Consider the following 25,776-nt stretch of genomic DNA (forward strand, 5'->3'; position numbering starts at 1 on the left):
GAAGTAATTATACAATGTTATGGTAAACAAATCATGGTCAGATTCTTAAAATCAGATCGCAGTACACCAGACCCAATGCTTCACAAAATCTGCGGCTTTTTTTCATTCAGTAGAGTTCCGGCCGGCGGTCCTCAAATACGGGAATGCGCGAGCGGATGGCAACAATGGAGGCAAGATCGAGATCGGCAGTCAGCAAGGTTTCCTCTTCGCCTGCTTCAGCCAGAATTTCACCCCATGGGCTGATGATCATCGAGTGTCCGGCAAAAACATTGTCCGGATCTTTTCCGGCCCGGTTGCAGGCAATGACGAATGCCTGGTTTTCGATCGCCCGGCAAGTGAGCAGGGTTCTCCAGTGATCCAGACGGGGTTTCGGCCATTCCGCGGGAACGAACAGCAGCCGCGCACCCGCAAGGACATGTTTTCTGATCCACTCGGGAAAGCGGATATCATAGCAAATGAAACCTGCCGCCGCAACACCGTCGAGATCAAACAGGCCGTCATCATCTCCCGATTGAAGAAATTTGTCTTCGTTCATCAACCGGAAGAGATGGACTTTGCTGTATTCCTTGATGCATTCACCCTGACGATTGATCACAAGCATTGTATTGGTCACCTGAGAAGCAGACTGCCTGGCGACGGATCCGGCGATGATTGTGACGCGGTTCGCTTTGGCCAGTTGTCCGGCAAACCGCTTTGTCCGCTCCGCCCCATCGTCTGCAGTCCCAGAAAGCCGCGCCAGGTCGTAACCTGTTGTCCACAGCTCCGGCAGCATGATCACGTCGGGATTTTCTTTCACGGCACGCTGAATAAAATTTTCAGCGCGAAGATAATTCTTTTCCGGATCGCCAAAGGCAATGTCCAACTGAATTAATGAAATTTTCATAAATGTTTCCCCTTCCATTTATTTAGAGCTGAAACGTTTGCCCAGCAGACTTATGTTGTTCAAGCTTTGTCCGCTCTGCTGAATGAAGCCAAGCAGATATGGTGATAAATTAGCGAAGACCGATAAAATTGAGATGACGACTGATAAACCTCAGCTGATGACCGATAAATCAAGCCAAACGACTGATAAACTTGTGTCAACGACCGATAAAGCAAGCATAACGACCGATAAACTGCGTTGAAAGAGGAGAACGCGGGAAACACCGCCCTCGTCATAGCTGAAAATGTCCAGAGCGGCGCATCACCCCCTCACTGTGGGGGCCATACCTTCTCGATGTGCGGTTCTCATAGAACTTTCACACTATCCGATCACTGAGCAAAGGTTTGTATCTTATTATTTCAGGTGTCCGCTGAATCTTGGTTCACGTTTTAATGTGCTGTATTCTGATATGGATACTCTTTACAAATCGATTTATTTCTCCGACAATATAGGAAGTTATCCTCATTCATTATATAGGTTCTTGCAAGTGATTGAAACAGGGCCAATTCATAAGAAGCGGAAGTGAAAATTTATGGTTTACTACCCGAAATCGGATGCGCTCAATCGGCTTCCGAAACAGTTCTTTGCCGATCTCGTCGTGAAAACGAACGCCGAAATAGCGAGAGGCTCGGATGTGATTAATCTCGGACAAGGCAATCCGGATCAGCCGACGCCGCCGCACATTGTCAAAGCGCTGCAGGAGGCCGCTGAGAATCCTCTTTATCACAAATATTCGCCCTTTCGCGGTTATGATTTTCTGAAAGAGGCGATTGCGGGCTTTTACAAGCGCGAATACGGCGTCGATCTTGATCCGAAAACGGAAGTTGCTGTTTTATTCGGTTCGAAGACGGGACTGGTGGAGATCGGCGAATGCCTGCTGAACAGCGGGGATACGGTGCTGATGCCGGATCCGGGCTATCCCGATTATTTGTCCGGTTTCGCGCTCGCCAATCTTCACATGGAAAAGATGCCGCTCCGGGAAGAAAACGCCTTCCTCCCGGATTATGGATCGATTTCTGAATCCGTGCTGGACAAGGCAAAACTGATGTTCCTCAATTATCCGAACAATCCAACGGCGGTGACCGCACCCGCCGATTTTTTCGAGCAGACGGTTGAAACAGCTGCAAAACACAACATTTGCGTCGTGCACGACTTCGCATACGGCGCACTGGGCTTTGATGGCGAAAAGCCGCGCAGCTTTCTGCAAACACCGGGGTCAAAAGATGTCGGCATTGAGATGTGCACTCTGTCGAAAACCTATAATATGGCCGGATGGCGCGTCGGTTTTGCGCTTGGAAACCGGAGCGTGATCGAAGCCATCGAATTGATTCAGGACCACTATTATGTCAGTCTGTTCGGTGCAATTCAGGAAGCGAGCGCGAAGGCGCTGCTCGGGCCGCAGGATTGTGTCCGTGATCTGGTCCGGCGCTATGAAACGCGCCGGAACGCATTCTTCACGGCGGCCCGCGACATCGGCTGGGAAGCCGTTCCTTCCCGGGGATCCTTCTTCGGCTGGCTGCCTGTTCCGAAGGGTTTCACCTCCGAATCGTTTTTTGACTATATTCTTAAGGAGGCCCACGTCGTCGTCGCTCCGGGAATCGGCTTCGGCGGCGCGGGAGAAAATTATATCCGTGTGGGGCTGCTGACTGAACCGGAACGGCTGACAGAAGCCGTGAAACGGATCGGAGAACTTCACCTGTTCTGAAAACAAACGGGCATACGGCAGAGGCGGAACGCATGATCTTTTGCGTTCCGCTTCTTTTTTTTACGAACAAAGCGATTGCCCGCAAAGGAGCGGGGCGGATAATTTTTCTTCGGGGAGAAAAGAATAAGGAGAAAAAGGAGCTGTCTGCATGAAGAACTTCTTGTCGATCCTGTGCTGCGCGGCCGCTGTTTTGTGTTTTTCAGCGGCCTCCGAGGCGAAAGGGCCGCTGCCCGCAAAATTGCCGGAGTATGTTGCGGATATTTCAAAGGAGAATACCTATCCCAATCCTTCACATGATGAATCGGAACTTGTGCCGAGCGGACACACACAATCGCTGTTAAATTCATCAAAGGTCGCAATCGATAATCCGACACTGATCAAACTGCTCAACGAATCGTCTCTTCATCCGTCAAAGTGGTCGATCGCTTATTCCGCAAGGATTTACCTGGGCGAGTGGCCGCTCAATTATGCCTCAAAAGAAACGACGGTGAACTGGGAGTACAAGAGGATCAGTGATAATGCTGTAGACGCACGGGGAAGCACGGAAGGCCAGAAACTCAGTTACATTCAAGAAAATGAGGCCAAAGTGAAAGGGGGGCTGACGGCAAGTGTGCCGAAAAAGGAAGAAGTGAATCAATTAATTATGGCCAAGGCCATGAAAAAAACGCACCTTCCGATTTCTTTTTCAACGGTTGTCGGACGCGGAACGAAAATCGACCGGCCCTATCAGGTGGATCCGAAACATATCGGCCATCTTTACGGCTATGTTCCGGCAGTCAATGAGAAAGGGAAGATCACTTATGGAGAAGTTTTTCTTGTACTTAAGGGAGGCAATGCCTGCCTTGAAGTCAAAAATGTCATCGAACAGGGAATCGGGGCGTGGATGCCGATACAGGACCACGTCTCGCTCCGCTATCTTGCAAAATAGGCGGGGATCCGGCGACTGAAAACCGCTCCGCTTTTGCCTTGAAATGAGACAGCACTGCCAAAAATCCAGCGGATCGCCGGCCATCTTTTTTCCCACCGGATGTGCTAAAGTAGAGTCAGCATTATAAGGCGCAGGAGGAGGAGGGATGAAGATGGGCAGAGCGGTCTCGTCAAAATCCGATCAGGTGAACTATTTAAAGAACCGGATCAGGCTACTGTCCTATGTCATCAATGCTTTGGATAATGAAACAGCGGATCCCGAAGATTTGAATCATATATTAGGAATGATCGGGGATCTTGAATTGAAAATCCGCCGTTTCCGCGATGACTGGGCAGAGGACAAACGACGGAATCACACATAAAATGAATGAATACGGTCACCCTATAACCGGAGGGTGATTTTATTTGAAAAAGATGATCATGGCGATGCTCGTTGCAGTTATTGGACTGGCCGGGCATCCTTTGTTGAGCGAGGCAAAGGACTGGTACTTTAAACCGGCGAAAAACAATCAGCCGGCGACAACGGAGCCGGAATACGAGATGCTTTTAAATAAGTACAACGGCGTCTACATCGGCGACACATCAAAAAAAGATATCTACTTTACTTTTGACAATGGGTACGAAGCAGGCTATACGGCTGGCATTCTGGATACGTTGAAAAAAGAAAAAGTTCCTGCCACCTTTTTTATTACGGGTCACTATATCACCGACCAGCCTGAGCTTGTGAAAAGAATGGTCAGAGAAGGCCACATCATCGGAAATCATTCCTGGGGCCACCCCGATCTGTCCGCGATCAGCGATGAAAAATACAGGCAGGAACTGCAAAAATTGAAAGACGCGTATACAAAACTGACGGGCAGCAGCAAGATGCTCTACCTGCGCCCGCCGCGTGGGACATTCAGCGAGCGCTCGCTGAAACTGGCCAAAGAACAGGGCTATATCAGTGTCTTCTGGTCCGCCGCCTATAAAGACTGGGTGCGGGATGAACAGCATGGCGCGGAATATGCCTACCAGCACATTATGCGGCGCATGCATCCGGGCGCAATTTTGCTGCTGCACACCGTCTCCAGGGATAACACCGAAGCGCTGCCGCGCGTCATTCATGATCTGAAGAAACAGGGCTATCATTTTCGCAGCCTTGATGATCTGATGGCGGAAAAAGGTGTGTCCCCGAAGGTTCGATAAATTTAAAAATCGTTTCTCTCCGTACTGTGAGCCGGTCCCGCATGGTACGGAGAGTTTTTTTGTGACACGGATCCGCTGCTTGAATAGCACTTAGGAGAATAAGCGTAATTGTAAATTGTAAAGAAATAAAGCGATTTTGATCAATTTTTGTTGAAAAAAGTTAGTAACACAATCCACAGATTTATCCACACCCTTGACAAATGTGTGCGTGTATTTCAGTGGACTTATTCACGTTTATCCACATTATCCACAGTGAAGAGAAAAATTATCTACAAAAACAGTCACAATTCGACCTTAAGCGCAGCAAGGGATAAAAAGAGTTATCCACTTATCCACAAAGTTATTGACATTTCCAAATGTGTTGACCTTGCAAATTCAGAAAAGTAGATTTTATCCACTTTGTCTCAAATGTTTTCCGACATTATTTTTTAATAAAATTCACAAACGATTAACTTTTCAGGGGACATTAGAAAACTTGGCTTCACCAAGCCTTTGACGCGGGCGTTGCCCTAGTTGCAGGGGTCAGGACGGCCTAATGCCGAACATGCCGAGGACACGGCGCTTATACTATAACCCTTAAAATTTTTATACTCTCTTATAGCAAAACAAAAACCGGGCACACCCGGTTTTATAGAAGATGCCCTTTCAAGCCTCTTTAAGTGTGTCATGATCGGAAACGGGGGGAAAGGGTTCAATCGTCTCCCTGCAGGAGAAGAATGATTCCTTTGTGACAGCAAACAAATGGTATGTTTTTTCGGAGGGATTGATTTTCCGATAGACATCGGGAAAGCGCTGATCGGCAATGCTTACATAGGACAGCTTCCCGGCGGCTTTTATTGACCTAACGTTTGCTGTTCTTATTTTCATAAATACCGTCTCAATGCCATGTTCAAGAAAAATTTCAGTAAAGAAAGCCTCTTTCGCTTTTTGATTATAGCCCTTGCCAAAATAAGGTTTGCCAATCCATGTGCCCAGGAAACCGTGACCGTTTTCAATGTCAAAAAGTGTTATCGTGCCGATAGGTGCCCCCCACTCGTTCATAATGGTTCTGGAGATCATAGTGCCTGCGTCTTCAGATTCAATGGTCTGTTTGGTGAGAAAAAGAAACGTATCAAGAGAATCTGCTTTTTGGCGGACATAGGGGAATACTGCAGGATCCTGCAGCAGTTCAAAAAGAATCCCGCAATCCGACAGATCTCGCTTTTTTAACATGGGTATTCCTCCGTCCCGAAAATAAAATCTTGCTGAGGATGCCTATAAAGTCGGCATCGGATAAGGGGCGAATGGTTTCGCCAGCCGGAGAAGGCTTTCTGTTAAAGAGGGAGTGGTTTTGCAGGGTACCGGAGCGGATGTTTCTGGAGCAGGTGACACAGGCCGCACGGAAACATCTCACCCTGGCCATGGTTCGCCCCGTGCCGCTCATTAGAAGATGCCGTCTTCTCGTTCTCGCGAACGTGTAAGATCAGGCCACCAGAATTATTATAAGGTGGCGCGTCAGGATTGGGAAGTAAAAAAACCGCATAATTTTTCGACATCGTTCCGGTTTAAAAATAACGGTACAGCGCTGTCTTAGTGTGCACAATCTATTCATATGTTTTCCTGAAAATCCGGCCTGAGACCAGTCTGAAAAAAAAGAGAGGGCAGGGGGCTGATGAAGAAGCTTAGTTCACGGCTTTCTGAACATCCTCTTTTAAAGAGCGATATGGTAAAATAATGAATAAAGAGGGAAGGAATGAATGCGATGCCCGTGATAACCCGGATCAGTACGGCCGGCCGGAATAACGGCTTTTTTGAAATCGATGTTCAATTGGATGATGGCGGGACTGAGACACTTAATGTGCATGAAGATGTTCTCGTGCAGGACGGACTGCGCAAGGGGCTTCAACTAACGGAGCACGGTCTTGCCGTTCTTCGTCAGGAAGCCGAAGGAATCAAGGCTTATCTTGCCGGTATCCGCTACCTTTCCTACCGGATGCGCAGCTCTCATGAAATGAAAGTTTATCTGGAGAAGAAGGGGTACAGCGAAAGTCAGACCGAATACGCGCTCGAGCGCCTGCATAAGGAACAAAAACTTGACGACCAGGCATTTGCCGACGCGTTCACCCGCACGAGAATTGAACTGTCGACGAAGGGACCCCAGTTGATTTATCGGGAACTGCTGCAGGTCGGTATTGATCAATCCATTGCGGCGGGAGCCGAGTCTCTGTATCCCATTGAGGAGCAGCTGGCTCATGCCCGGAAATACTTGACCAAGAAGACGGCATCGGTCAAGAATACGAAGTCTGCCGCTGAAGCGAAACAGATTCTTTCCCGGCTTCTAATGCAAAGAGGCTTTTCACGGGAAATTACGAATCAAGTAATCAGTGAAATCGGCGATTTTCTGGTGGACAATGAAAAAAACGCACTGGTCTGCCAGGCGGAGAAGGCGATGCAGAAGTATAAAAAGTACAGCGGAAATGAATTTTTACAGAAAGTCAAAGCTTTCTTATATAAAAAAGGGTTTCCCGCCGACGACATTACTTCATTTTTACAAAAACGGACAAACATAAATGATTGAAAAAAATTCATAATCCGTACATAGAGACATTAAAAGTGCCTGAAAAGAAAAGAGAGGTTGATCAATATGGAGCGACGGTTCAGTGAAATGACACCTTATGAACTCACACAGAAAATCGGCGAGTTTACAGACAAGGCCCGGAAAGCAGAACAGATGGGCATGATCAATGAGCTCGCGGTTTACGAACGAAAGATTGATATGGCGAAAGCCTATTTGATGGATCCGGAAAGCTTCAGGCCGGGTCAAATATATTATGTCGACGACCGTGCATTCAAAATTGATCACATGAAAGGAACCTTCGCCTGGGGGACATTTGAAAACAGTGAAGAACGGCATGCCTACCCTATTTCCCTCCTGAAAAAGGAAAAACAATGATGCTTCCTTATTTGTATAAAAAAAGAAAGCCGGGTAATCCGGCTTTCCGAAAAAAGTTCTGTTTATTATTTTGACTGTGCGAGCACCAGTTTTCTGCGCAGTTTCTTCTCGCTGTAAACCCAGCCGGTAAAGGAACTCTCCACAACATGCTTTTTATTTAACCAGACCGTTGCTGTGAAAGGGTACATACCCCTTGTAAAGTAACGCAAATCAACAAACTGCATGACGAACCGCCCGTTCTGTTCACGGATCTCCCAGCGGTATATAGGCGAAAATGAAAGAAATGCACGGACGTTTTTATCGCACATTGCCGACTGGACAATTTCATTGTCCGGGTCGATCGGCCGCCGATCGAACGTATCGATCAATTTCAGCTGCCTGCCCTCAATTTTTCCAACATAGAAGTGATCTGCACTCTCGGCGGCCACATGATAATGCGACCAATGCAGAGTCGGCGACAGGTAAATATTTGTCAGGGCAGGCAGCCGGTCTTTGATAAAACGGACAGTCCGGCGGTGCTGTACGGTACGGAGAATATAATAACCGATCAGTACCGCATAGACGGTAGCGAATGTTTCACCGGGATGGCCGGACGTCTGCCAGATCACGAATCCCATCAGATGGAGACTGAAAATAAATGGATCAAATATATTAATGATTCCAAGCGCGATCCACTTTTCTCTGAAGGGGCGGGCAGCCTGTGTTCCGTATGCGTTGAAAATATCCACAAACACATGAAACGAAACGGCAAGAAGCGTCCAGAACAGAAAGGTGTCGGCGTCCGTTCCCGGGAAAAGGGGCAAAAGAAAAGCGGCAATAATAAACGGCCAAAGCGCTGTCGCCGGAAGCGAATGGGTCATCCCCCGGTGATTGCGGATGTAGGCGGCGTTGTTTTTTAATTTCAATACCGTGTCAATGTCCGGAATAACCGAACCGGCGACGGCGCCGAGCATGACAGCGTGAAAAGTCAAAGGATCTGCAGCAACAGCCGGGTCGAGAGTCGCGAGACCTGCCAAACCAAAGCCCATCACAACATGAGTGGCTGTATCCATATAATTTAAATGCCCTCCTTATGGCAAAAACTCACAGTAGAGAGAAACAACTTATACACTTTCATTGTCACACAAAATGAACTATATTGAAAGGGATAATCATGTCAATTTTATAGAAATTTGATTGGAGAAAAAAAGCTGGAGTGAAAGCAAGTGAATCCGGAACAAATCAAACAATTCAACCATGATCTGCTGAAGTGGTTTCATGAGAACGGCCGCGATCTCCCCTGGCGTAGGATCAACAATCCATATTATACGTGGGTCTCTGAAGTCATGCTGCAGCAGACTCAGGTGGATACGGTCATACCCTATTTCAACCGGTTTATCAGCCTTTTTCCGACGATAGAGGCTTTGGCGGGAGCAACGGATCAGGAAGTGCTGAAGTGCTGGGAGGGTCTTGGTTATTATTCGCGTGCGCGCCACCTTCAGCAAGGGGTGCGTGAGGTAGCGGAGAAATATGACGGAAAAGTGCCTGAAGATAAAAACGAACTGCTTTCGATTCAGGGAATCGGGCCTTATACGGCCGGAGCATTGCTCAGTATTGCTTTCGGCGAGCCGGAGCCTGCGGTTGACGGCAATGTGATGCGAGTGATGTCCAGGGTTTTCCTGATTGATGATGACATCGCAAAAGCGAAAACGAAGAAAAAGTTCGAAAAGATTGTCGGCGCCCTGATTGCCGAAGCGGACCCATCCGCATTCAATCAGAGTCTGATGGATCTCGGCGCCCTGATTTGCCGCCCAAAAAAACCGAAGTGCGATGAATGCCCTTTGAATGCACACTGTCTCGCCCGTGAAGAAGGGGCGCAGCTTGAGTATCCGGTAAAAAGCGGTAAAGCGAAGCCGAGATCAATTGATTACACTGTCTTGCTGATTAGAGATGCCGAGCGCCGATATTTCATTGAGCAGAGGCCGGAAACCGGCCTTCTCGCCGGAATGTGGCAGTTCCCGATGATTGCATGGGATCCCAATGAGAAAGAAAAAGTTCTTGAGGATGCTATTCAGAAAAAATATGGCTGGGAGGTCCGGTTTGTCCGAACATCCTTTTCCTATACCCATCGTTTTTCCCACCTGATCTGGAACCTTTCGCTTTATGAGGCGGCAATCGATGGAACGGTCGATCCTGAAACAAGGACAACATGGGAGCATTTGGACAAACTGACACACCGCCCTTTTCCGGTACCGCACCAGAAAATCATTGAGTGGATCGAAAAAAATCGACAGAATCATACATAAAATGAAAGGAAGTTGGCTAAGTTATAAGTCGTGGAGGTGATACTCAATGGCTAAGAAAACGAATGTGGGCACGGATGTAGAACAAGTCAAGAAACAAAATGCCCAGGTCGGCAGCGGACAGTTCGGCAGCGAATTCGGGAGCGAAACCAACGCTCAGGAAGTTCGCCAGCAAAACAAAAAGTCGCAAGCAAACAAACAGTAATCACCTACATTGACGGGAAGCTCCCTGCCTGGAAACGGGCGGGGAGCTTTTTAAATGAATATGGAACACTCCAGGGGAATAAAATATTCCATATTATGTAAATCACGTTCTTGTTTTTGATCAGCCGAAAATTGCTAAATTTCGATAAATTGGTTATAAAAAATGATGACAAAAGGATTGTCAGTTATTGGGTTCAAATTGACAAATTTAATATATTGACATCACTTAAAATTAATTGTAAGGTTTGTTCTGGCATACAATGTTATAATACATGACATATAGGAGGTGAAGAGTATGAACCAATCAATCCTCGAAGTCAAAGGATTGAAAACCTCTTTTTTTACTGATGACGGCGAAGTGCCTGCTGTCGATGGAGTTGATTTTTCCGTCGGAGAAGGAGAAATCCTGGGCATTGTCGGCGAATCGGGCTGCGGGAAAAGTGTCACTTCGCTGTCGATCATGGGTCTTCTGCCCTCTCCTCCGGGGAAAATTGTCGGGGGAAGTATTTCTTTCAAGGGCGAAGACATCAGTCATGCGAAAGAGTCCAGAATGAGAAAACTGCGCGGAAATGATATCGCCATGATTTTTCAGGAACCGATGACATCACTCAACCCGGTCTTTACGATAGGCGACCAGCTAATGGAAGCCATTCGCCTGCACAATCGTCTGCCGAAAAAAGAGCTGGCGGCGCGTGCCGCCGAATTGTTGAAAATGGTCGGTCTCCCTCGGGCAAAAGAGCTACTGAAAGAGTACCCTCATGAATTGTCCGGGGGAATGAGGCAGCGTGTTATGATTGCTATGGCTATGTCATGCAATCCGAAAGTCCTTATTGCGGACGAACCCACAACCGCATTGGATGTTACGATTCAGGCCCAGATTCTGGATCTGATGCTCAAACTGAATCGTGAGACACATACGGCCATTATTCTGATCACGCACGATCTAGGCGTCGTCGCTCAGGTATGCAAACGCGTTGTCGTGATGTATGCCGGAAAAGTGGTCGAAGAAGGGGACGTCAAGGATATTTTCAATCATCCGAAGCATCCTTATACCGAAGGGCTTATTCGGTCCATCCCTGATCTGCATTCGAAAAAGGATAAACTCTACACGATCAAGGGCAGCGTTCCGAGGCCCGGCTCAATCGAGAAGGGCTGCCTTTTCGCGCCGCGCTGCGAGTATGTCATGGACAAGTGCAGAACAGATTCTCCTGAACTTGTCGGCGACAGTCATAAATCACGTTGCTTTCTTCATCAGGTGCAAGAGTAGAAAGGAGTTCCATCCATGAGTGAGCCGCTCTTGAAAGTGGAAAATCTAAAAAAATATTATCCTATTAAAAACGGAGTTCTCGGCAGAGTGTCTGAGACGGTACGAGCTGTGGATGGTGTCAGTTTTTCTGTAAACGAAGGGGAGACGCTCGGTATCGTTGGTGAATCAGGATGCGGAAAATCGACAACGGGGCGAATGATCATGCGCCTGATTGAACCGACTGAAGGCAAGGTCAGTTTTGAAGGCAAGAATATCCTGAGTCTGTCAAAGAGCGATCTTCGGCGAGTTAGGAAAGATATTCAGATGATCTTCCAGGATCCCTTCGCCTCGCTGAACCCGCGCCAAACCGTCGGGAAGATTATCGAGGAACCGATGATTGTTCATGGGATGGGCAATCACAAGGAACGGAAACAGCGCGTCGAAGAGCTGCTTGAGCTGGTCGGGCTCAGCGCGTACCACGCCAAACGCTACCCGCACCAGTTCAGCGGAGGCCAGAGGCAGAGAATCGGCATTGCCAGGGCTCTCGCGGTCCGTCCCAAACTGATTATCGCTGACGAACCGGTATCTGCCCTTGATGTTTCCGTCCAGTCGCAAGTGCTGAATCTGCTTCAGGACCTCCAGAAGAAGTTTCATCTGACCTATATTTTCATTGCCCATGATCTCAGTGTTGTCCGCCATATCAGCAACCGGGTCGGCGTAATGTATCTCGGCAAAATGGTCGAAATATCGGACAGCGAAATTCTATACGATCATCCGAAGCATCCCTACACAAAAGCGCTGCTGTCAGCCGTACCGATCCCCGATCCAAACAGCAGGTCGGAACGGATCATTTTGTCCGGTGACGTGCCGAGTCCCGCTCATCCGCCGGCAGGGTGCACTTTCCACGACCGCTGCCCTGTTGCGATGGATCTGTGTGCCCGGGAAAAACCAGTCATGAAAAAGCTGGAGGATGGAAGACTTGTTTCCTGCCACCTGTACGACTGATTGGAAATCTTGTTCTGAAAGAGGTGAACTTTAGTGCTTTCATACTCTATAAAACGCGTGCTGATGCTGATTCCGGTACTTCTCGGGATGACCTTGATCGTTTTTGCGATTATCCACGCCATACCCGGCAACCCGGCGTTAACGATATTGGGCACAAAAGCAACGCCTGAAGCCATACAAAATCTAAACAGATCGCTCGGGCTGGATCAACCTTGGTATATTCAATATTTTACATATTTGAAGCATATTCTGAGCGGGGATCTTGGAACGTCGATTCAGACCAATACACCGATTGCCAACCAGATTTGGCCGCATTTGGCCGCGACCATTGAACTTTCTTTTGTAGCTATGATTATCGCAGTAGTGGTAGGAATTAATGCGGGAATAATCAGTGCATGGAAGAAAAATTCGGTTTTAGACTATACGGCGATGATCGTGGCGCTTATCGGTGTTTCCATGCCTATTTTTTGGCTGGGACTTCTGGAACAGTGGGCGTTTTCTGTAAAATTGAACTGGCTGCCGTCGATCGGACGTATGGACATCATCAGCAATGTACAGCCGATCACAAATCTTTATTTAATCGACACCTTGCTCGAGGGACAACTCGATCAGTTCTGGATGGTACTCAGGCATCTGATTCTTCCCTCCATCGCCCTGGCAACGATACCGACGGCGATTATTGCCCGTATGACACGGTCAAGCATGCTTGAAGTGCTGAAATCAGATTACATCCGGACGGCAAAAGCGAAGGGGCAGCGCATGTTTTGGATCGTGTACAAATATGCGCTGAAAAATGCTTTTATCCCCATTTTGACTGTAATCGGTCTGCAGACCGGTCTGCTGCTTGGCGGGGCTATTTTGACAGAAACCATATTCGGATGGCCTGGAATCGGTCTCTATATTTACAATGCTATTCAATACAGGGACTATCCGGTGATCCAGTCCGGCATTCTCGTCATTGCCTTCATTTTTGTCATGGTGAATTTTATCGTCGACCTATTATACGGCCTGATCGATCCCCGTATTAAATATCGCTAAAGAAGGAAGGGTGAAAGATGTCTCAAACTGCGCAGAGTCAGAATCTTCCGGCCGCTGTAAAAGAAAGAAGTCCGTTTATTTCGGCTTTGGTCGACTTTTGGAAAGCTTTTCGCAAAAACAAACCGGCGATAATCGGGGCGGTCATTGTTTTTTTCTTTATTTTGCTTGCTGTATTTGCCAATATCATCGCTCCGCAGGGAATTAATAATCAAAACATCAATATTCGCCTTGAACCCCCGTCTGCCCAGCATTGGCTGGGGACGGACAGCTTCGGCAGAGATATTTTCAGCCGAATTGTTTTCGGGGCCAGACTGTCGCTAAGGGTCGGATTCTTTGCTGTCATCGGATCGATCATTTTCGGAACGTTTCTGGGCGTTATCGCCGGATACTTTGGAAAAGTTATTGACACCGTGATTTCACGCTTTTTTGATATATTGCTTGCTTTTCCAAGCATTCTGCTTTCGATAGCGATCGTTTCCATTCTGGGACCGTCCCTGAATAATGCGCTAGTTGCTATCGCTATCGTCAATATCCCTGTTTTCGGCCGGTTAGTCCGGTCGCGTGTCCTGACGGTGAAAGAGGAAGAGTACATTATGGCCGCCCGCTCAATCGGGATGGGAAACACGCGGATTATTTTTAATCATATTCTTCCGAATAGTTTCGCTCCGATTATTGTTCAGGGGACACTGAATATTGCGACGGCGATTCTCGATGCGGCCGGGCTTGGTTTCCTCGGCATGGGAGCCCAGCCTCCTCAGCCGGAATGGGGAACCATGCTTTCCGATTCCAGACAGTACATCACGGATGCGCCGTGGACAGTCCTGTTCCCCGGCCTTGCCATCATTCTCGTTGTCATTGGCTTCAATCTGATGGGGGACGGTCTTCGCGATGCACTCGATCCCCGTATGAAAAATTAAAATGTTTGAAAATTGCTAGTTTATCGGAATTTATGTTGCAATCAATTGTTCATTTTTAGCAATTGGGGTACAATAATTAAGAATTTCATAGAACGAACAGAAACAGGGGGATAGTCATGAGGAAAAAGTATTTAGTGCTGACACTTACTTTAATTGTTGCGCTGGCAATGGCGCTGACCGGGTGCGCATCCGGCGGTTCTTCAGGGAGCTCGTCAAGCGCGGCGGGAAAAACATTGATATTCGGACGCGGCGCCGACACCACTTCGCTGGATCCGGCGGCGGTTACGGATGGTGAATCGTTCCGCGTCACTCAGAATGTTTTTGATACGCTGGTTTCTTATGATTACAGCAAGCAAAGCACGAACGTCATTCCCAGTCTCGCAACAAGCTGGACGATTACGAATGGCGGGAAAACCTATACATTCAAGCTTAGAAAAGGGGTTAAATTCCAGGACGGCACCGATTTCAATGCGCAGGCGGTTGTCTTTAACTTTGATCGCTGGATGAACGGCAAGGCATCAGGCCAATTCGCCTATTTCCCATCGATGTTCGGCGGTTATAAAGGGGATCCGGGTCTCGTCATCCAAAACGTGACGGCTTCTGATGCAAATACAGTTGTCTTTGATCTTACGAGGCCTTCCGCACCGTTCCTGAAAAACCTGGCTATGTCGCCTTTCGCAATTTCCAGTCCTGCCGCAATTAAGAAATACGGCAAAAATTATGGTACGACTGCTGCGGTAGGTACAGGCGCTTATGTATTTAAGTCATGGAAAAGAAACGATACAATCACGCTTACAAAGAATAAAAGCTACTGGAAAAGCGGATTTCCAAAACTGGACACGCTTGTCTTTAAGGTTATTCCGGATAACAGCGCCCGTCTGAATGCTTTGAAAAACGGTGAAATTGATATGATGGACGGTGTCAATCCAAGCGACGTTTCCGGGCTTAAAGGCAACAACCAGCTGCAAGTATACTATCGTCCGCCGATGAACGTGGCTTACCTTGGCTTTAATGTAACCATGAAACCTTTTGATAATCCGAAAGTTCGCCAGGCCCTGAATATGGCTGTCGACAAACAGGGTATCATCAAAGCGTTCTACAACGGCCAGGCGCAGGCGGCCACGAATCCTATGCCTCCGAGCCTTCTCGGATATGACAACAGCATCACGCCTTATCCATATGATTTGACGGCAGCCAAGAAGCTGCTCGCTGATGCCGGCTATCCGAACGGGTTCTCGACGACACTTTATACGATGGCGAATCCTCGTGATTACATGCCTGAACCGCAGAATGTTGCCCAGTCCATACAGTCAACCTTCGGAAAAATCGGTGTTAAAGTAAACATCGTAACCGTTGAATGGTCGTCCTATATTGATAAGCTGATGAAGGGCGGCATCCCGATGTACATTATGGGCTGGACAGGCGACAACGGAGATCCGGACAACTTCCTGTACACGCTGCTTGACAAAGACAGCATTGGTTCCAACAATTTCTCGTTCTATTCCAATGATCAGCTGCACAATATTCTGATCTCCGCACAATCGCAGACAAACGACGCACAGCGCGTAGCGCTCTATAATCAGGCTCAAGTCATTCTTCACAACGACGCCCCTTGGGTTCCGCTCGTCTATGCGAAACCTGTTCTCGTTGGGAAAAGTACTATTACCGGGTATAAGCCTAGTCCTACCGGCACCGAGCCATTTGAAAATATTTCAATAAAATAAGCAGGACAAGGCCGCGTGCCAATTAAAAAAGAAGCTCTCCGAATAACGGGAGCTTCTTTTTTTGATGTGAAAAAGCGGAATCAAATTTTTTCACTTCGTCAGATTGTGCTGAAATGCATAAATAACAGCCTGGGTACGATCCTGAACTTCAAGCTTGCTTAAGATATTGCTGACATGCACCTTCACTGTTTTCAAGGCAATGAACAGCTTATCTGCGATTTCCTGATTGCTCTTTCCTTCAGCCATAAGTAGCAGGACTTCCACTTCACGTTTTGTCAGCGTTTCATGCGGCAGTCTCGACTGCTTTTGCTGCATCCGCTCCATCACTTTTTCCGTAACCTCGGGCTCAAGAATGGATTGTCCATTGTACGTTTTCCGGATCGCCTCGGCAATGTCACTTGCCTTAGACGTTTTCAGAAGGTAGCTCGTTGCCCCGGCCTCAATCGCCGGATAGACTTTGTCGTCGTCGAGAAAACTGGTCACAATAATAATCTTCGCCTGAGGCCATTTTTCAATAATCTTTCGGGTTGCCTCAATTCCATCCATCTGATCCATGACCAGATCCATCAGGATGATGTCCGGCCGAAGCTTCAGCACAAGATCCACAGCATCCTTGCCATTGCCCGCCTCGCCGACAACACAGATATCGGGCTGTGCGGAAAGGTAGGCGGAAACACCAATACGCACCATTTCGTGGTCATCAACAAAGACAACGTTAATCATTGCTTTCATCCCTTTCCAGGATCGGAACTTTGATCTCAAGACTTGTCCCTTTGTTCGGGAGGCTGACCAGTTTCATCTGGCCGCCGATTTGCGCCGCCCTTTCTCTCATATTCTGGAGACCGTAAGAACCCGGTTTTGCTGTATCCGGATCAAAACCGACGCCGTCATCAGTGACGCGCATAATCACCAATTTTTCACGTTTGATTAGCAGGACATCCAGAGTGAGCGCCTTTGCGTGACGCAGTGTATTGGAGACGGATTCCTGCAAAATTCTGAAGAGCTGATCTTCAATTCCCTTATCCAGGTTGATGGGTTCCACGGTCCAGCTGATTTTCATCGGCACTTTCTGCCTTAATTCGCCGAGCAGTTCCTGCATGCCGTCCTTCAGCGACTTTCCGTGCAGCTGAACAGGACGGAGATGGAGGAATAAAGCACGCATTTCTAGCTGCGACTGATGAATCGTCTGTTCGACAAGTCTGAGCCGATGCGTTTCGATGTCATCTGTCTGCGTCCGAGTCTCATTAATGGTCGACAGCAGCATCGACGCAGCAAAAAGTTGCTGGCTGACGGAATCATGAAGTTCGCGTGCCAGTCTGTTGCGCTCTTCCGAAACGATTTTTTGAATCGCTTTTTCCTCGATGTCCGCCTTCTCGTTCGCCATTTTCTGCGTGAGCTGCGTTTGCAGCGTGATCTGCTGGCTGAGCCTGTCGACACGTTTCAGAATAGACTCGGTTTCTTCTACGGAAGAATGTGCGGGAACCGGTTCGTTTCCCTGCTCGAGAAGCTCGAGTGTGTCGTCAATGGTCAGAAGGACTTTTCTCCAATAGGCACCCGAGATGAAGCCGGCAATGCTGCCTCCAAAGAGCGCAATGATCGGAATAATGAAAATAAACGGCAGATGCCAGATTTGCCGCTCCCAAAGAAGGGCCCAGTCACCAATCGGAAAGGTGAGAAAGAAAAACACGGCAAAGATCACAAGGAGAAACAGGGAAAAAATGGCGCCGGTAATCATCTGCCTCTTGATCGCTGTCATATGCGCCGCACCTCCAAGTTTCCGGCAATCGCGGAGACGATCACTTTGACCTTTTGTTCCGCCTGATCATAGCCGTTCGTCTGGAAGGCAATGGATTCATTTATGAGTCTGGGTTCCCGGTGGTCGAAAAAATCGGCCTGCCCGGCAACTACCGAATAACGCAGGGCAACTTCGACGCCATAGGGAACGAGAATGCGTACTCGGCCGGCAAAGTGGCGGATGAAGATCACCGACTCTCTTTTTGGAAGAATCGTGTGGCTGAGATCAATCAGCGTGTCACCCGCGCCCGTCTGAATGTTGATATCCTGCCATTCATAATTCTGATGAGGTGTTTCCTGATTGCCGAACCATTTGTTTTTCAGCAGGACTGGGACCGCTTCGACACCCGTGCTGCCGTCATTGTCCGATTTTTCGTTGAAACCGGGAATGATGCGTTTCGGGTGTTTCTTCGACTGAATAAAGTGAATAATGAAGATAATAAACAGAGCAATGATGATGAACTTAAGAACAATCAGGTTCAGAGCAGTGAAAACGAGCCCGATAACGCCAAACCAAAAAAGAAATTTTCCTTTGCCTGTTTTGCGGCGTTTATTCCCGTAGTGGATCATGACTCCGAAAAGAATGCAAGGGAAAAGAAAGCCCCAACCGCCGAAAGAGGTCTGTATGACAATCAAAAAAAGGCCGGTGATGAGTATCCAGCTGTATTTATCAGTTTTGAATGGTGCGAACATGAGGATATCATCTGCCTTTCTCAGATTGCCGGCAATCTGTATGTAGTAGAAAAGGCGTATGGACACGCCTTTCCCATTGTAGCATCGTTTGTTTAGACTTGCTATATATTGTGAAGCATTAAGATTTTCTGTACAACGCCGGATTTCCTCCGCTTATCCTTGCTTCTTTTCCAGCTCGCGTTCAAGATGGCTGATGCGCGCATCGATGGTGCTGTGATTGTAGTCCGCATTGATTTTCTGTTCCAGTCTTCCCAGGTACATCTCGCTTTCTTCAAAACTTGAGAAAGATTGTCCAAAAGCATTTTCAGGGTGGAGGATGCGGTCAATCCGGTGGGTGGCATTGGCGATATTTTCCCTGCTCATCAATTCCATCCTTTTCAGATACATATCTTTCAGCTTCCGCTTCATTTCGGCGTATTTCTGTTCCAGCTGATCCAGCTGTTTGATTGTTGATTCATAGGAAGCTTTCAGGCGCTCCGCTTTCCGGGCGTAATCCGTTTGCTCCTGCAGCGCAAATTCGTACAGCTCGGTTTCTGAAGCCCGTTCAGCTACATCGGCCTGATGCTTCCGTTTCTCGGACATTTCGGCAGCCTGATGATATTCTTTAATGAATGTATCTTTCAGCACATACTGGCGATTGATCAGTTCCCGAACCCGCCCGACTTCTTTCTCGCAGCGGCGTAAATATTGGTTGAGCATGGCAATCGGGTTTTTCTGTTCCTTCTGGTCAAGCAGTTCATTGAGATCGGAGGAAATGGAATCCTTCAGTCGTGTAAATAAGTTGCTCATTTTTTTCGCTCCCTTAAAGTTGTTTTCCTGTTTCATCGCGTAGAGTTTGTGTCCGGCCTGAGCGGTTACATCATTTCTTTCCACTGCTTTTCAAAGTTGTCGAAAGGATCATCAGGTTCAGGTTCGTTGATTTTGTTCTTTTTCCATGATTTGTACACGAAGTAGATAGCCGCGAGCGCAACAATACCGATGATCGCAGGCACATTGCCGATCGAGAAGAACAAGGCGATCATCCCGATCAGCGCCCAGAAAATTTTACTTCCGGCAGAGTTCGCACGGGTAAATTTTCTGAAAGCGAAGTAAAGAATCGCCAGGCTGACCATAAGGGCGATCAGTGAACCGATGTGCGCCAGAAAAACGAACACGGCAATGATTCCGAGTACAAAGAGTCCGAATTTTTTCATGACTGTTTTCCCCCTTTCCTTGATTCAATCATACAAAAAGACAGGGGGACGGATAATGAGCCGCAGCTGTATTTTTATCTACGGCTGAAGACTTATTAATGAGCCTGTATGATAAGGGAGGCGAAGCGGGGAAAGGGGGGCGGCATTTGCCGTCCCCCTGATCAATCTGTATGGTTGAATGAAACAATTTTTATTTAGCAAGCTTTGAGAACGCGTAGTCAACGGCGCCGAGTGTATCGTCGATGTCTTTTTCCGTATGCTCGGTCGTCAGGAACCAGGCTTCGTACTTAGAAGGCGCCAAATTGATGCCCTTCTCGAGCATGAGCTTAAAGAAGTGTCCGAACATCTCGCTGTCCGTTGCTTTCGCCTCGTCATAGTTTGTCACTTTGTGATCCGAGAAATACAGGGTCATCGCGCCGACGATCCGGTTAACGGCGATTGGAAGATGATAGTTTTCGTTAATCGAAAAAATTCCGTCTTCCAGCTTCTTGCCGAGACGCTCCATTTCTTCATAGATTCCCGGTGTCTGCAGCACTTCGAGACAGGCAATGCCGCTTGCCATCGAAAGGGGGTTGCCTGCCATGGTTCCTGCCTGATAAGCTGGGCCTAGCGGGGCGACTTCATCCATAATTTCCTTTTTGCCGCCGTATGCGCCGATCGGCAGGCCTCCGCCAATGATTTTGCCCATAGCCGTCAGGTCGGGGATGACACCGAGGTAATTCTGCGCGCCGCCGTACATGAAACGGAACGCCGTGATCACTTCGTCAAAGATGACCACGGATCCGGCTTTGTGAGCGATGCGGTTAATCGCTTCGAGAAAACCGGGTTCCGGCATCACCATACCAAAATTGCCGACAATCGGTTCGACAAGAACGCCGGCGATATCGTCGCCCCATCGGTCAAAGGCCTGCTGAAGCGTATCTACATTATTATAAGGAACGGTAATGACTTCATGTGCCGTGCTTTCCGTGACACCGGCGGAATCGGGAGAACCAAGTGTGGAAGGACCCGAACCCGCGGCAACGAGCACGAGATCAAAATGGCCGTGGTAGCAACCGGCAAACTTCAGAATTTTTTTACGGCCAGTATAGGCGCGTGCAACACGCACGGTCGTCATCACGGATTCGGTTCCTGAGTTCGTAAAGCGGACTTTATCCATTGAAGGGATCGCTTTCTTGAGCATAATCGCAAGTTCTGTTTCCAGTTTTGTCGGTGTTCCATAAAGAACGCCAAGCTCAGCCTGCTTCTTGATGGCTTCTGTGATGTGAGGGTGCGCGAAACCGGTGATGATCGGTCCGTAGGCCGCCAGATAGTCGATGTAGCGATTATCATCTTCGTCCCAGAAATAGGCGCCCTTTCCCTTTTTCATAAAAACCGGAGCGCCCCCGCCTACCGCAGCGAAAGAACGTGACGGGCTGTTGACACCTCCGACGATATTTTCCAAAGCTTCATCGTAAAGCTTTTCAGATGTTTTGATGTCCATGAATCCTGTCGCTCCTTTAAAATAAATACTTCGGCCGTGCGCTTTGTCCCGGAAAGTTGTCAGAGCGCCGGCCAGAATCAGTATCTAATACTTGGATGAATTTTACAAGCCGCTCCTGGTGATATATGTACTGAAAATCCGCAAACGGCCGCCTCTTACTCAAACATCCGGTGATTCATTAATGATACGAAATGTTCAAGAATGCGCGCGGTCAATCCCCAAATGGTCCGTCCCTTATAGTCATAGAAGGGTTCGATGATTTTCCGGTCTCTGAAGGAGTAATTGTGCCCGGAAACGATCCGCTCAAAGGGGAAATTCTGATCGGGATTTGCAGAAAGACTCAGCGTATATTTCTCGGGCATCTGTTTCATCAGCCAGGGGAGAGGAACGGTAAAAACTTCAGCCACTTCCTCAGGATTGGGGATGGGGACAGTCCCAGATTCGATCTCGCCGACGAAGGGATAAATGAATAAATCGGACGTTGCGATGCACGTTCCCATCCGGCCGATGACTTTGATCGACTCTCTCGGAACGCCGAGTTCCTCACACGTTTCCCTAATAGCCGTTTCCCGCAGAGAAGCATCTATTTTTTCACTTCGTCCGCCGGGAAAGCAGACATCACCCGGTTGTCTGCTTAACTGCTCCGAACGGACTTCAAGCAAGATATCCCAGGTATCATCTTTCGGGATAAGAGGAATTAAAACCGATGATTTCATGGCCACGTCCTCGCCCATGATGGTACCGTCATTCTCAATTCGTCTCTGAATACTGTTTAAATCCATCTGATCACCTGCAGTCCAACTATTCTTTCCCATTTTAACACATTCTTCCACGACAGACGCAGCCTATGATTTGAGTAATTGTGCAACTTTTGAGAGAATAAGGACAGAGGTGATTGTAATGAGGGCAGTTGTTCATCAGGGCCGCGCGGATTTCGAGGGACTGAGCTACCGCGCGGATTTTCCCGATCCCGCACCGGGACCGGGGGAGGTCAGAGTCGCGCTGAAATCAGCCGGACTGAATCATCGTGATCTGTTTATCGTTCAGAAGCGCCATCAAGCGGAGGATCCGGCGCTTGTTATCGGCTCGGACGGCGCCGGCATCGTTTCCGGGGTCGGAGAAAATGTAACCAGCGTGCATGTCGGTGATGAGGTGGTCATTATCCCCAGTCTTCGCTGGCAGAAGAAGTCGCCGGCTCCGCCCGATGACTTTGACATTCTTGGTTTTCCGGACAATGGCACCCTTGCGGAAAGCATTGTGGTTTCCGAGAAACAAGTGGCAGCGAAACCCGGCTATCTGACATGGGAAGAGGCCGGAGTTCTCCCGCTGTCCGCTTTGACCGGGTATCGCGCACTGTTCACAAGAGGCGGATTGAAGCCGGGGGATACGGTTTTCATTCCGGGCATTGGCAGCGGCGTTGCGACATATATGCTGCAAATGGCCAAAGCGGTTGGCGCCAGAGTTATTGTGTCTTCAAGAAGTTCCGAAAAACTCGACAGAGCAAAAACCATGGGCGCGGATATTGTGCTGAACAATGAACAGAACTGGACGGAAGCTGTCGGAGATATTACCGTCGATCTGGTGATTGAGAGTGTCGGTGCCGCGACTTTCAATCGATCGCTTGCTTTATTGAAACCGGGCGGAACAATCGTCACTTTTGGAGCATCGGCCGGTGATGAAGTTTCGATTGATCTGCGGCAATTTTTCTACAAACAATGGAATCTTCATGGGACGACTATGGGCAGTATCGAAGAGTTTTACGAAATGCTGAATTTATTTAATAAGTTCCAGATTCATCCGGTTGTTGACCGATCCTTTGAATTAAAAGATGCCGGAGAAGCCCTGAAGCGCCTGATGACAGGCAGCCAGTTCGGAAAAATAGCGATTCTAATCGGCTGAAGGACCCGGAGAAGGGACGGACACTCATTCCGGTTTTTGCTGTCGGACGAATAATCGGCGGCGGCGGATTTCCGGTTCATATAGAAAATTCGGTTGTTTGAATCATAGTGAAGCCTTCTGAATCAGCCGAAGATGTTTTATAAACTTATTTGAAGGAGATTATTAACAATGCTCAAAGCGGAAGAAACGGCACCTGAATTCACGTTGAAGTCAACAGAAGGCGAAGATGTTTCTTTGTCCGATTTCAGAGGGAAAAATGTTGTCCTCTACTTTTATCCGAAAGACATGACTCCGGGCTGCACAACGGAGGCATGCGATTTTCGTGATCAGAACAGCCTTTTTGAAGATTTAAATACGAAGGTGGTTGGAATCAGTCCGGATCCTGTTGAAAAACATCAGAAGTTTGTGGAAAAACACGGACTTCCCTTCACGCTTCTTGCGGATACGGACCATGATATAGCGGAAACTTACGGAAGCTGGCAGAAAAAGAAAAGTTTTGGCAAGGAGTACATGGGTATTGTCCGCTCAACCTTTGTTATTGATAAAGAGGGGAAGATCGCAAAGGTTTGGCCTAAGGTGAAGGTCAGCGGACATGTTGAGGAAGTTTTTCAATACGTCAAGGAACACCTGAGCTGACTTAAACGGTATTTCTCAAAAAAAACCGGGGTTTCCCGGTTTTTTTATTGAATTAAATCGATATTTTTTCAATTCTCAACAAAGAACGGTATGCACGCCGTCTTTTTTCAGAATAAAACAGAAGAATCATGATGTAAACTCATATTTTTTCACTGAATTTTGGACGACAAATAGAATTTTCCTGATATAATAAAGCTCGGCAGTGACTTCTTCAATCGCAGATGTAAACGGCGCGATAGTCCGGCGAATTTTCAATACATAGAAGTACTGGAAAATGATTAACCTAGTAGTGACTGTATTTTTATTGAAACAAAGAAATATAAATAAGGAAGACGCTAATGGATGAGATGCGGCTCTGAAGGATGCTCCGGCTCCCTGCCGCTGCTTGAAGGAACGGCCCGATCGCGCCTGTTTTTCTATAGATAGTATCCCGGCGTTGACAGAATCAGCCCGTTCAATGTAAACTGAAAATATAATTATAACTATTTTAATTTGATAATCAGTGTTCTCTGATTATGATAATTAATGCCGGTTCGAAAGTGAGGTGCATGGCGATGAGCAAAGATGCTGTAACCGTTGAAAAAGCGATTGATTTGCTAAAGGATTCCGGTGTCCGGATTACACCGCAACGTCATGCGATTCTTGAATATCTGGTCGTCTCCGATGCGCATCCCACAGCGGATGAGATCTATAAGGATCTCGAGCATAAATTTCCAAACATGAGTGTCGCAACGGTGTACAACAATTTACGCGTTTTTAAAAAGACCGGGTTGGTTAAAGAACTGACTTACGGTGATTCATCAAGCCGTTTTGATTTTTCAACAAAGCAGCACTATCATATTATCTGCAGCAGATGCGGGAAAATTGTGGATTTCTTTTACCCTGGATTGGACGAGGTCGAAGCGCTGGCGGCCCAAGTGACCGGATTTGTTGTGGATCATCACAGGCTTGAGGTTTACGGAATTTGCCCCGACTGCCAGAAAAAAGAAACCGAACAGAATCAATGACATAGAAGGGGATTTCCATGGGATCCTGCTTTATGGGTTGATCGCTTCCATTCATAAAGATTTGAAGTGCCGGGCATCAGAGTCCGGTTTTTTTGTACTAAGAAATATAAAATTTCTAAGGATTATAGGATTAGTGGCCAAACAAAATCACCCCGGCCTGCGGCGTGTTCGGCATTAGGACGTTCTGGCCCCCGCAACTAAGGCAACGCCCGCGCCAAAGGCTTGGCGAAGCCAGGGTTTCTAATATAAACTGTCACTTTCCTACATGATCACGTCTTCCGTATAAAGCCGACGCACGCCGGTCGTGAATAATGGAAGCTTTCCGCCCGATTATGGCTGAGTGCGCGGTCCGTTTTCTCAGATTACGGCAGAGAGACTTTGTTCGGAAATAGGCGGCATTTTTCTCAGATCAAGCATTATTTGAAAATTGAGTTTTTATCAGTATAAAATGGATATTGACGTAGGCGTAATTACGTGATAAATTATATGACGTTGTCTTTAAGCGAGGGAATTTTGAACAGGCTCTCTGCCGTTCAAGCCAGTTACAGATCCTGTTTTTATATGAGGCTTATTGACATGTTTGATAATGCATGTTAGAATTCTTGTTGTCTTTTTAGAACCTCTTGTTGTTGAATCAAGCCAAACATAATGTTTAAAGACTTTTAAAATGTGTTTATCTAAAAAAAGTTGTTGACATAATTCGGCTGAAGAGGTACAATAATTAAGTTGCTTTTTGAATGTTCCTTGAAAACTGAACAAAAGCCAAGCGTGATTGAAAAAGGGCAAACCCTTGAATCAATTCAAAAAAAGCTATGGATTCAAACAACTTCCACAGGATGTGGTGGCTTCCGCGTTGCGTACAGGACGTACGCGGTTTTAGCGGAAGTTCCGCTCTTGTGAATGAACGATAGTAAGCAAGCACTACTTTTTGGAGAGTTTGATCCTGGCTCAGGACGAACGCTGGCGGCGTGCCTAATACATGCA

27 protein-coding genes and 1 rRNA gene are annotated in these 25,776 nt (G+C 47.6%); 18 read left to right on the forward strand and 10 right to left on the reverse strand.

Annotated elements, in window-relative coordinates; translation table 11 throughout:
- Positions 1-106: 106 nt before the first annotated feature.
- On the reverse strand, positions 107-883 hold the full coding sequence (locus IEX81_RS15605) for a carbon-nitrogen family hydrolase (RefSeq protein ID WP_188804993.1): 777 nt from the start codon (positions 881-883) through the stop codon (positions 107-109).
- Positions 884-1,454: 571 nt separating this feature from the next.
- Between IEX81_RS15605 and IEX81_RS15610 the strand changes: the two genes are divergently transcribed.
- From IEX81_RS15610 to pdaA, 4 genes are all read left to right on the forward strand, one after another.
- Positions 1,455-2,627: a pyridoxal phosphate-dependent aminotransferase gene (locus tag IEX81_RS15610; protein ID WP_188804995.1), complete on the forward strand. Its 1,173-nt coding sequence runs from the start codon at positions 1,455-1,457 to the stop codon at positions 2,625-2,627.
- Between the two features lie 148 nt (positions 2,628-2,775).
- Positions 2,776-3,555 carry a YfkD family protein gene (locus IEX81_RS15615; RefSeq protein WP_188804997.1) on the forward strand — a complete coding sequence of 260 codons (780 nt, stop codon included), beginning with the start codon at positions 2,776-2,778 and terminating at the stop codon, positions 3,553-3,555.
- Between the two features lie 145 nt (positions 3,556-3,700).
- Positions 3,701-3,916 carry an SE1561 family protein gene (locus IEX81_RS15620; RefSeq protein ID WP_229727650.1) on the forward strand — a complete coding sequence of 72 codons (216 nt, stop codon included), beginning with the start codon at positions 3,701-3,703 and terminating at the stop codon, positions 3,914-3,916.
- Positions 3,917-3,968: 52 nt separating this feature from the next.
- Positions 3,969-4,739, forward strand: a complete 771-nt coding sequence (gene pdaA, locus IEX81_RS15625) for a delta-lactam-biosynthetic de-N-acetylase (RefSeq protein WP_229727655.1) — start codon at positions 3,969-3,971, stop codon at positions 4,737-4,739.
- Between the two features lie 645 nt (positions 4,740-5,384).
- Here pdaA and IEX81_RS15630 read toward each other — a convergent pair.
- Positions 5,385-5,951, reverse strand: a complete 567-nt coding sequence (locus IEX81_RS15630; protein WP_188804999.1) for a GNAT family N-acetyltransferase — start codon at positions 5,949-5,951, stop codon at positions 5,385-5,387.
- A gap of 71 nt (positions 5,952-6,022) precedes the next feature.
- On the opposite strand from IEX81_RS15630, the gene IEX81_RS15635 reads away from it, so the two are divergent.
- From IEX81_RS15635 to IEX81_RS15645, 3 genes are all read left to right on the forward strand, one after another.
- Entirely contained in the window at positions 6,023-6,199 is a 177-nt protein-coding gene (locus IEX81_RS15635; protein ID WP_188805001.1) for a hypothetical protein, read from the forward strand.
- 272 nt (positions 6,200-6,471) lie between these two features.
- Positions 6,472-7,296, forward strand: coding sequence for a RecX family transcriptional regulator (locus IEX81_RS15640; protein ID WP_229727651.1), 825 nt, complete (start codon positions 6,472-6,474; stop codon positions 7,294-7,296).
- 66 nt (positions 7,297-7,362) lie between these two features.
- A complete protein-coding gene (locus IEX81_RS15645; RefSeq protein ID WP_188805003.1) occupies positions 7,363-7,671 on the forward strand; it encodes a YfhH family protein in 309 nt (102 codons plus the stop codon).
- Between the two features lie 65 nt (positions 7,672-7,736).
- Here IEX81_RS15645 and IEX81_RS15650 read toward each other — a convergent pair whose 3' ends face one another.
- A complete protein-coding gene (locus IEX81_RS15650; RefSeq protein ID WP_188805005.1) occupies positions 7,737-8,723 on the reverse strand; it encodes a metal-dependent hydrolase in 987 nt (328 codons plus the stop codon).
- A 153-nt stretch (positions 8,724-8,876) separates the two neighbouring features.
- On the opposite strand from IEX81_RS15650, the gene mutY reads away from it, so the two are divergent.
- From mutY to IEX81_RS15685, 7 genes are all read left to right on the forward strand, one after another.
- On the forward strand, positions 8,877-9,956 hold the full coding sequence (gene mutY / locus IEX81_RS15655) for an A/G-specific adenine glycosylase (protein WP_188805007.1): 1,080 nt from the start codon (positions 8,877-8,879) through the stop codon (positions 9,954-9,956).
- Between the two features lie 46 nt (positions 9,957-10,002).
- The gene (locus tag IEX81_RS15660) at positions 10,003-10,158 is read left to right on the forward strand and encodes a gamma-type small acid-soluble spore protein (protein WP_188805009.1); all 156 of its coding nucleotides are present in this window, start codon (positions 10,003-10,005) and stop codon (positions 10,156-10,158) included.
- A 294-nt stretch (positions 10,159-10,452) separates the two neighbouring features.
- Positions 10,453-11,424 (forward strand): ABC transporter ATP-binding protein, encoded by a 972-nt coding sequence (locus IEX81_RS15665; protein ID WP_188805011.1) that lies wholly within the window; start codon positions 10,453-10,455, stop codon positions 11,422-11,424.
- 15 nt (positions 11,425-11,439) lie between these two features.
- A complete protein-coding gene (locus tag IEX81_RS15670; RefSeq protein ID WP_188805013.1) occupies positions 11,440-12,408 on the forward strand; it encodes an ABC transporter ATP-binding protein in 969 nt (322 codons plus the stop codon).
- 33 nt (positions 12,409-12,441) lie between these two features.
- Positions 12,442-13,446 carry an ABC transporter permease gene (locus tag IEX81_RS15675; protein ID WP_188805015.1) on the forward strand — a complete coding sequence of 335 codons (1,005 nt, stop codon included), beginning with the start codon at positions 12,442-12,444 and terminating at the stop codon, positions 13,444-13,446.
- A 17-nt stretch (positions 13,447-13,463) separates the two neighbouring features.
- On the forward strand, positions 13,464-14,363 hold the full coding sequence (locus tag IEX81_RS15680) for an ABC transporter permease (RefSeq protein ID WP_188805017.1): 900 nt from the start codon (positions 13,464-13,466) through the stop codon (positions 14,361-14,363).
- 116 nt (positions 14,364-14,479) lie between these two features.
- Complete coding sequence (locus tag IEX81_RS15685) at positions 14,480-16,087, forward strand: ABC transporter substrate-binding protein (RefSeq protein ID WP_188805018.1); 1,608 nt, start codon at positions 14,480-14,482, stop codon at positions 16,085-16,087.
- A 90-nt stretch (positions 16,088-16,177) separates the two neighbouring features.
- On the opposite strand, the gene IEX81_RS15690 is transcribed toward IEX81_RS15685, so the two are convergent.
- The 7 genes from IEX81_RS15690 to IEX81_RS15720 all read right to left on the reverse strand — a co-directional run bounded on the left by IEX81_RS15690 (position 16,178) and on the right by IEX81_RS15720 (position 22,065).
- On the reverse strand, positions 16,178-16,810 hold the full coding sequence (locus tag IEX81_RS15690) for a response regulator transcription factor (protein WP_188805020.1): 633 nt from the start codon (positions 16,808-16,810) through the stop codon (positions 16,178-16,180).
- A complete protein-coding gene (locus tag IEX81_RS15695) occupies positions 16,803-17,843 on the reverse strand; it encodes a sensor histidine kinase (RefSeq protein WP_188805022.1) in 1,041 nt (346 codons plus the stop codon). Before IEX81_RS15695 ends, IEX81_RS15690 begins: the two co-directional genes overlap by 8 nt.
- Entirely contained in the window at positions 17,840-18,640 is an 801-nt protein-coding gene (liaF, locus tag IEX81_RS15700) for a cell wall-active antibiotics response protein LiaF (protein ID WP_229727652.1), read from the reverse strand. The genes IEX81_RS15695 and liaF overlap by 4 nt, the downstream gene beginning before the upstream one ends.
- Positions 18,641-18,727: 87 nt before the next feature.
- Entirely contained in the window at positions 18,728-19,363 is a 636-nt protein-coding gene (locus tag IEX81_RS15705; protein ID WP_188805024.1) for a PspA/IM30 family protein, read from the reverse strand.
- Positions 19,364-19,428: 65 nt separating this feature from the next.
- On the reverse strand, positions 19,429-19,767 hold the full coding sequence (locus IEX81_RS15710) for a lmo0954 family membrane protein (RefSeq protein WP_188805026.1): 339 nt from the start codon (positions 19,765-19,767) through the stop codon (positions 19,429-19,431).
- Positions 19,768-19,957: 190 nt separating this feature from the next.
- Positions 19,958-21,250, reverse strand: a complete 1,293-nt coding sequence (locus tag IEX81_RS15715; protein WP_188805028.1) for a glutamate-1-semialdehyde 2,1-aminomutase — start codon at positions 21,248-21,250, stop codon at positions 19,958-19,960.
- A 155-nt stretch (positions 21,251-21,405) separates the two neighbouring features.
- Positions 21,406-22,065: an NUDIX hydrolase gene (locus IEX81_RS15720; protein WP_229727653.1), complete on the reverse strand. Its 660-nt coding sequence runs from the start codon at positions 22,063-22,065 to the stop codon at positions 21,406-21,408.
- An 85-nt stretch (positions 22,066-22,150) separates the two neighbouring features.
- Between IEX81_RS15720 and IEX81_RS15725 the strand changes: the two genes are divergently transcribed.
- The 4 genes from IEX81_RS15725 to IEX81_RS15740 all read left to right on the forward strand — a co-directional run.
- Entirely contained in the window at positions 22,151-23,149 is a 999-nt protein-coding gene (locus IEX81_RS15725; protein ID WP_188805030.1) for a zinc-binding dehydrogenase, read from the forward strand.
- 168 nt (positions 23,150-23,317) lie between these two features.
- Positions 23,318-23,785 (forward strand): thioredoxin-dependent thiol peroxidase, encoded by a 468-nt coding sequence (bcp, locus tag IEX81_RS15730; protein WP_188805032.1) that lies wholly within the window; start codon positions 23,318-23,320, stop codon positions 23,783-23,785.
- A gap of 554 nt (positions 23,786-24,339) precedes the next feature.
- A complete protein-coding gene (gene perR / locus IEX81_RS15735) occupies positions 24,340-24,792 on the forward strand; it encodes a peroxide-responsive transcriptional repressor PerR (protein ID WP_373292395.1) in 453 nt (150 codons plus the stop codon).
- A 925-nt stretch (positions 24,793-25,717) separates the two neighbouring features.
- Positions 25,718-25,776, forward strand: a 16S ribosomal RNA gene (locus IEX81_RS15740); the annotation flags it as partial.

It is taken from the genome of Sporolactobacillus putidus, from assembly GCF_014647035.1.
GTDB lineage: Bacteria > Bacillota > Bacilli > Bacillales > Sporolactobacillaceae > Sporolactobacillus > Sporolactobacillus putidus.

Bases quoted from the DNA above. Each gene is read 5' to 3' on its own strand.
- IEX81_RS15720 (WP_229727653.1), bottom strand. From the start codon at position 22,065: ATGGGAAAGAATAGTTGGACTGCAGGTGATCAGATGGATTTAAACAGT.
- IEX81_RS15685 (WP_188805018.1), top strand. From the start codon at position 14,480: ATGAGGAAAAAGTATTTAGTGCTGACACTTACTTTAATTGTTGCGCTG.
- IEX81_RS15705 (WP_188805024.1), bottom strand. From the start codon at position 19,363: ATGAGCAACTTATTTACACGACTGAAGGATTCCATTTCCTCCGATCTC.
- IEX81_RS15650 (WP_188805005.1), bottom strand. From the start codon at position 8,723: ATGGATACAGCCACTCATGTTGTGATGGGCTTTGGTTTGGCAGGTCTC.
- IEX81_RS15620 (WP_229727650.1), top strand. From the start codon at position 3,701: ATGAAGATGGGCAGAGCGGTCTCGTCAAAATCCGATCAGGTGAACTAT.
- IEX81_RS15680 (WP_188805017.1), top strand. From the start codon at position 13,464: ATGTCTCAAACTGCGCAGAGTCAGAATCTTCCGGCCGCTGTAAAAGAA.
- IEX81_RS15690 (WP_188805020.1), bottom strand. From the start codon at position 16,810: ATGATTAACGTTGTCTTTGTTGATGACCACGAAATGGTGCGTATTGGT.
- IEX81_RS15615 (WP_188804997.1), top strand. From the start codon at position 2,776: ATGAAGAACTTCTTGTCGATCCTGTGCTGCGCGGCCGCTGTTTTGTGT.
- IEX81_RS15605 (WP_188804993.1), bottom strand. From the start codon at position 883: ATGAAAATTTCATTAATTCAGTTGGACATTGCCTTTGGCGATCCGGAA.
- IEX81_RS15610 (WP_188804995.1), top strand. From the start codon at position 1,455: ATGGTTTACTACCCGAAATCGGATGCGCTCAATCGGCTTCCGAAACAG.
- IEX81_RS15695 (WP_188805022.1), bottom strand. From the start codon at position 17,843: ATGACAGCGATCAAGAGGCAGATGATTACCGGCGCCATTTTTTCCCTG.
- IEX81_RS15635 (WP_188805001.1), top strand. From the start codon at position 6,023: ATGGTTTCGCCAGCCGGAGAAGGCTTTCTGTTAAAGAGGGAGTGGTTT.
- pdaA (WP_229727655.1), top strand. From the start codon at position 3,969: ATGATCATGGCGATGCTCGTTGCAGTTATTGGACTGGCCGGGCATCCT.
- perR (WP_373292395.1), top strand. From the start codon at position 24,340: ATGAGCAAAGATGCTGTAACCGTTGAAAAAGCGATTGATTTGCTAAAG.
- IEX81_RS15645 (WP_188805003.1), top strand. From the start codon at position 7,363: ATGGAGCGACGGTTCAGTGAAATGACACCTTATGAACTCACACAGAAA.
- IEX81_RS15670 (WP_188805013.1), top strand. From the start codon at position 11,440: ATGAGTGAGCCGCTCTTGAAAGTGGAAAATCTAAAAAAATATTATCCT.
- IEX81_RS15660 (WP_188805009.1), top strand. From the start codon at position 10,003: ATGGCTAAGAAAACGAATGTGGGCACGGATGTAGAACAAGTCAAGAAA.
- IEX81_RS15640 (WP_229727651.1), top strand. From the start codon at position 6,472: ATGAATGCGATGCCCGTGATAACCCGGATCAGTACGGCCGGCCGGAAT.
- bcp (WP_188805032.1), top strand. From the start codon at position 23,318: ATGCTCAAAGCGGAAGAAACGGCACCTGAATTCACGTTGAAGTCAACA.
- IEX81_RS15710 (WP_188805026.1), bottom strand. From the start codon at position 19,767: ATGAAAAAATTCGGACTCTTTGTACTCGGAATCATTGCCGTGTTCGTT.
- IEX81_RS15715 (WP_188805028.1), bottom strand. From the start codon at position 21,250: ATGGACATCAAAACATCTGAAAAGCTTTACGATGAAGCTTTGGAAAAT.
- IEX81_RS15725 (WP_188805030.1), top strand. From the start codon at position 22,151: ATGAGGGCAGTTGTTCATCAGGGCCGCGCGGATTTCGAGGGACTGAGC.
- IEX81_RS15630 (WP_188804999.1), bottom strand. From the start codon at position 5,951: ATGTTAAAAAAGCGAGATCTGTCGGATTGCGGGATTCTTTTTGAACTG.
- IEX81_RS15665 (WP_188805011.1), top strand. From the start codon at position 10,453: ATGAACCAATCAATCCTCGAAGTCAAAGGATTGAAAACCTCTTTTTTT.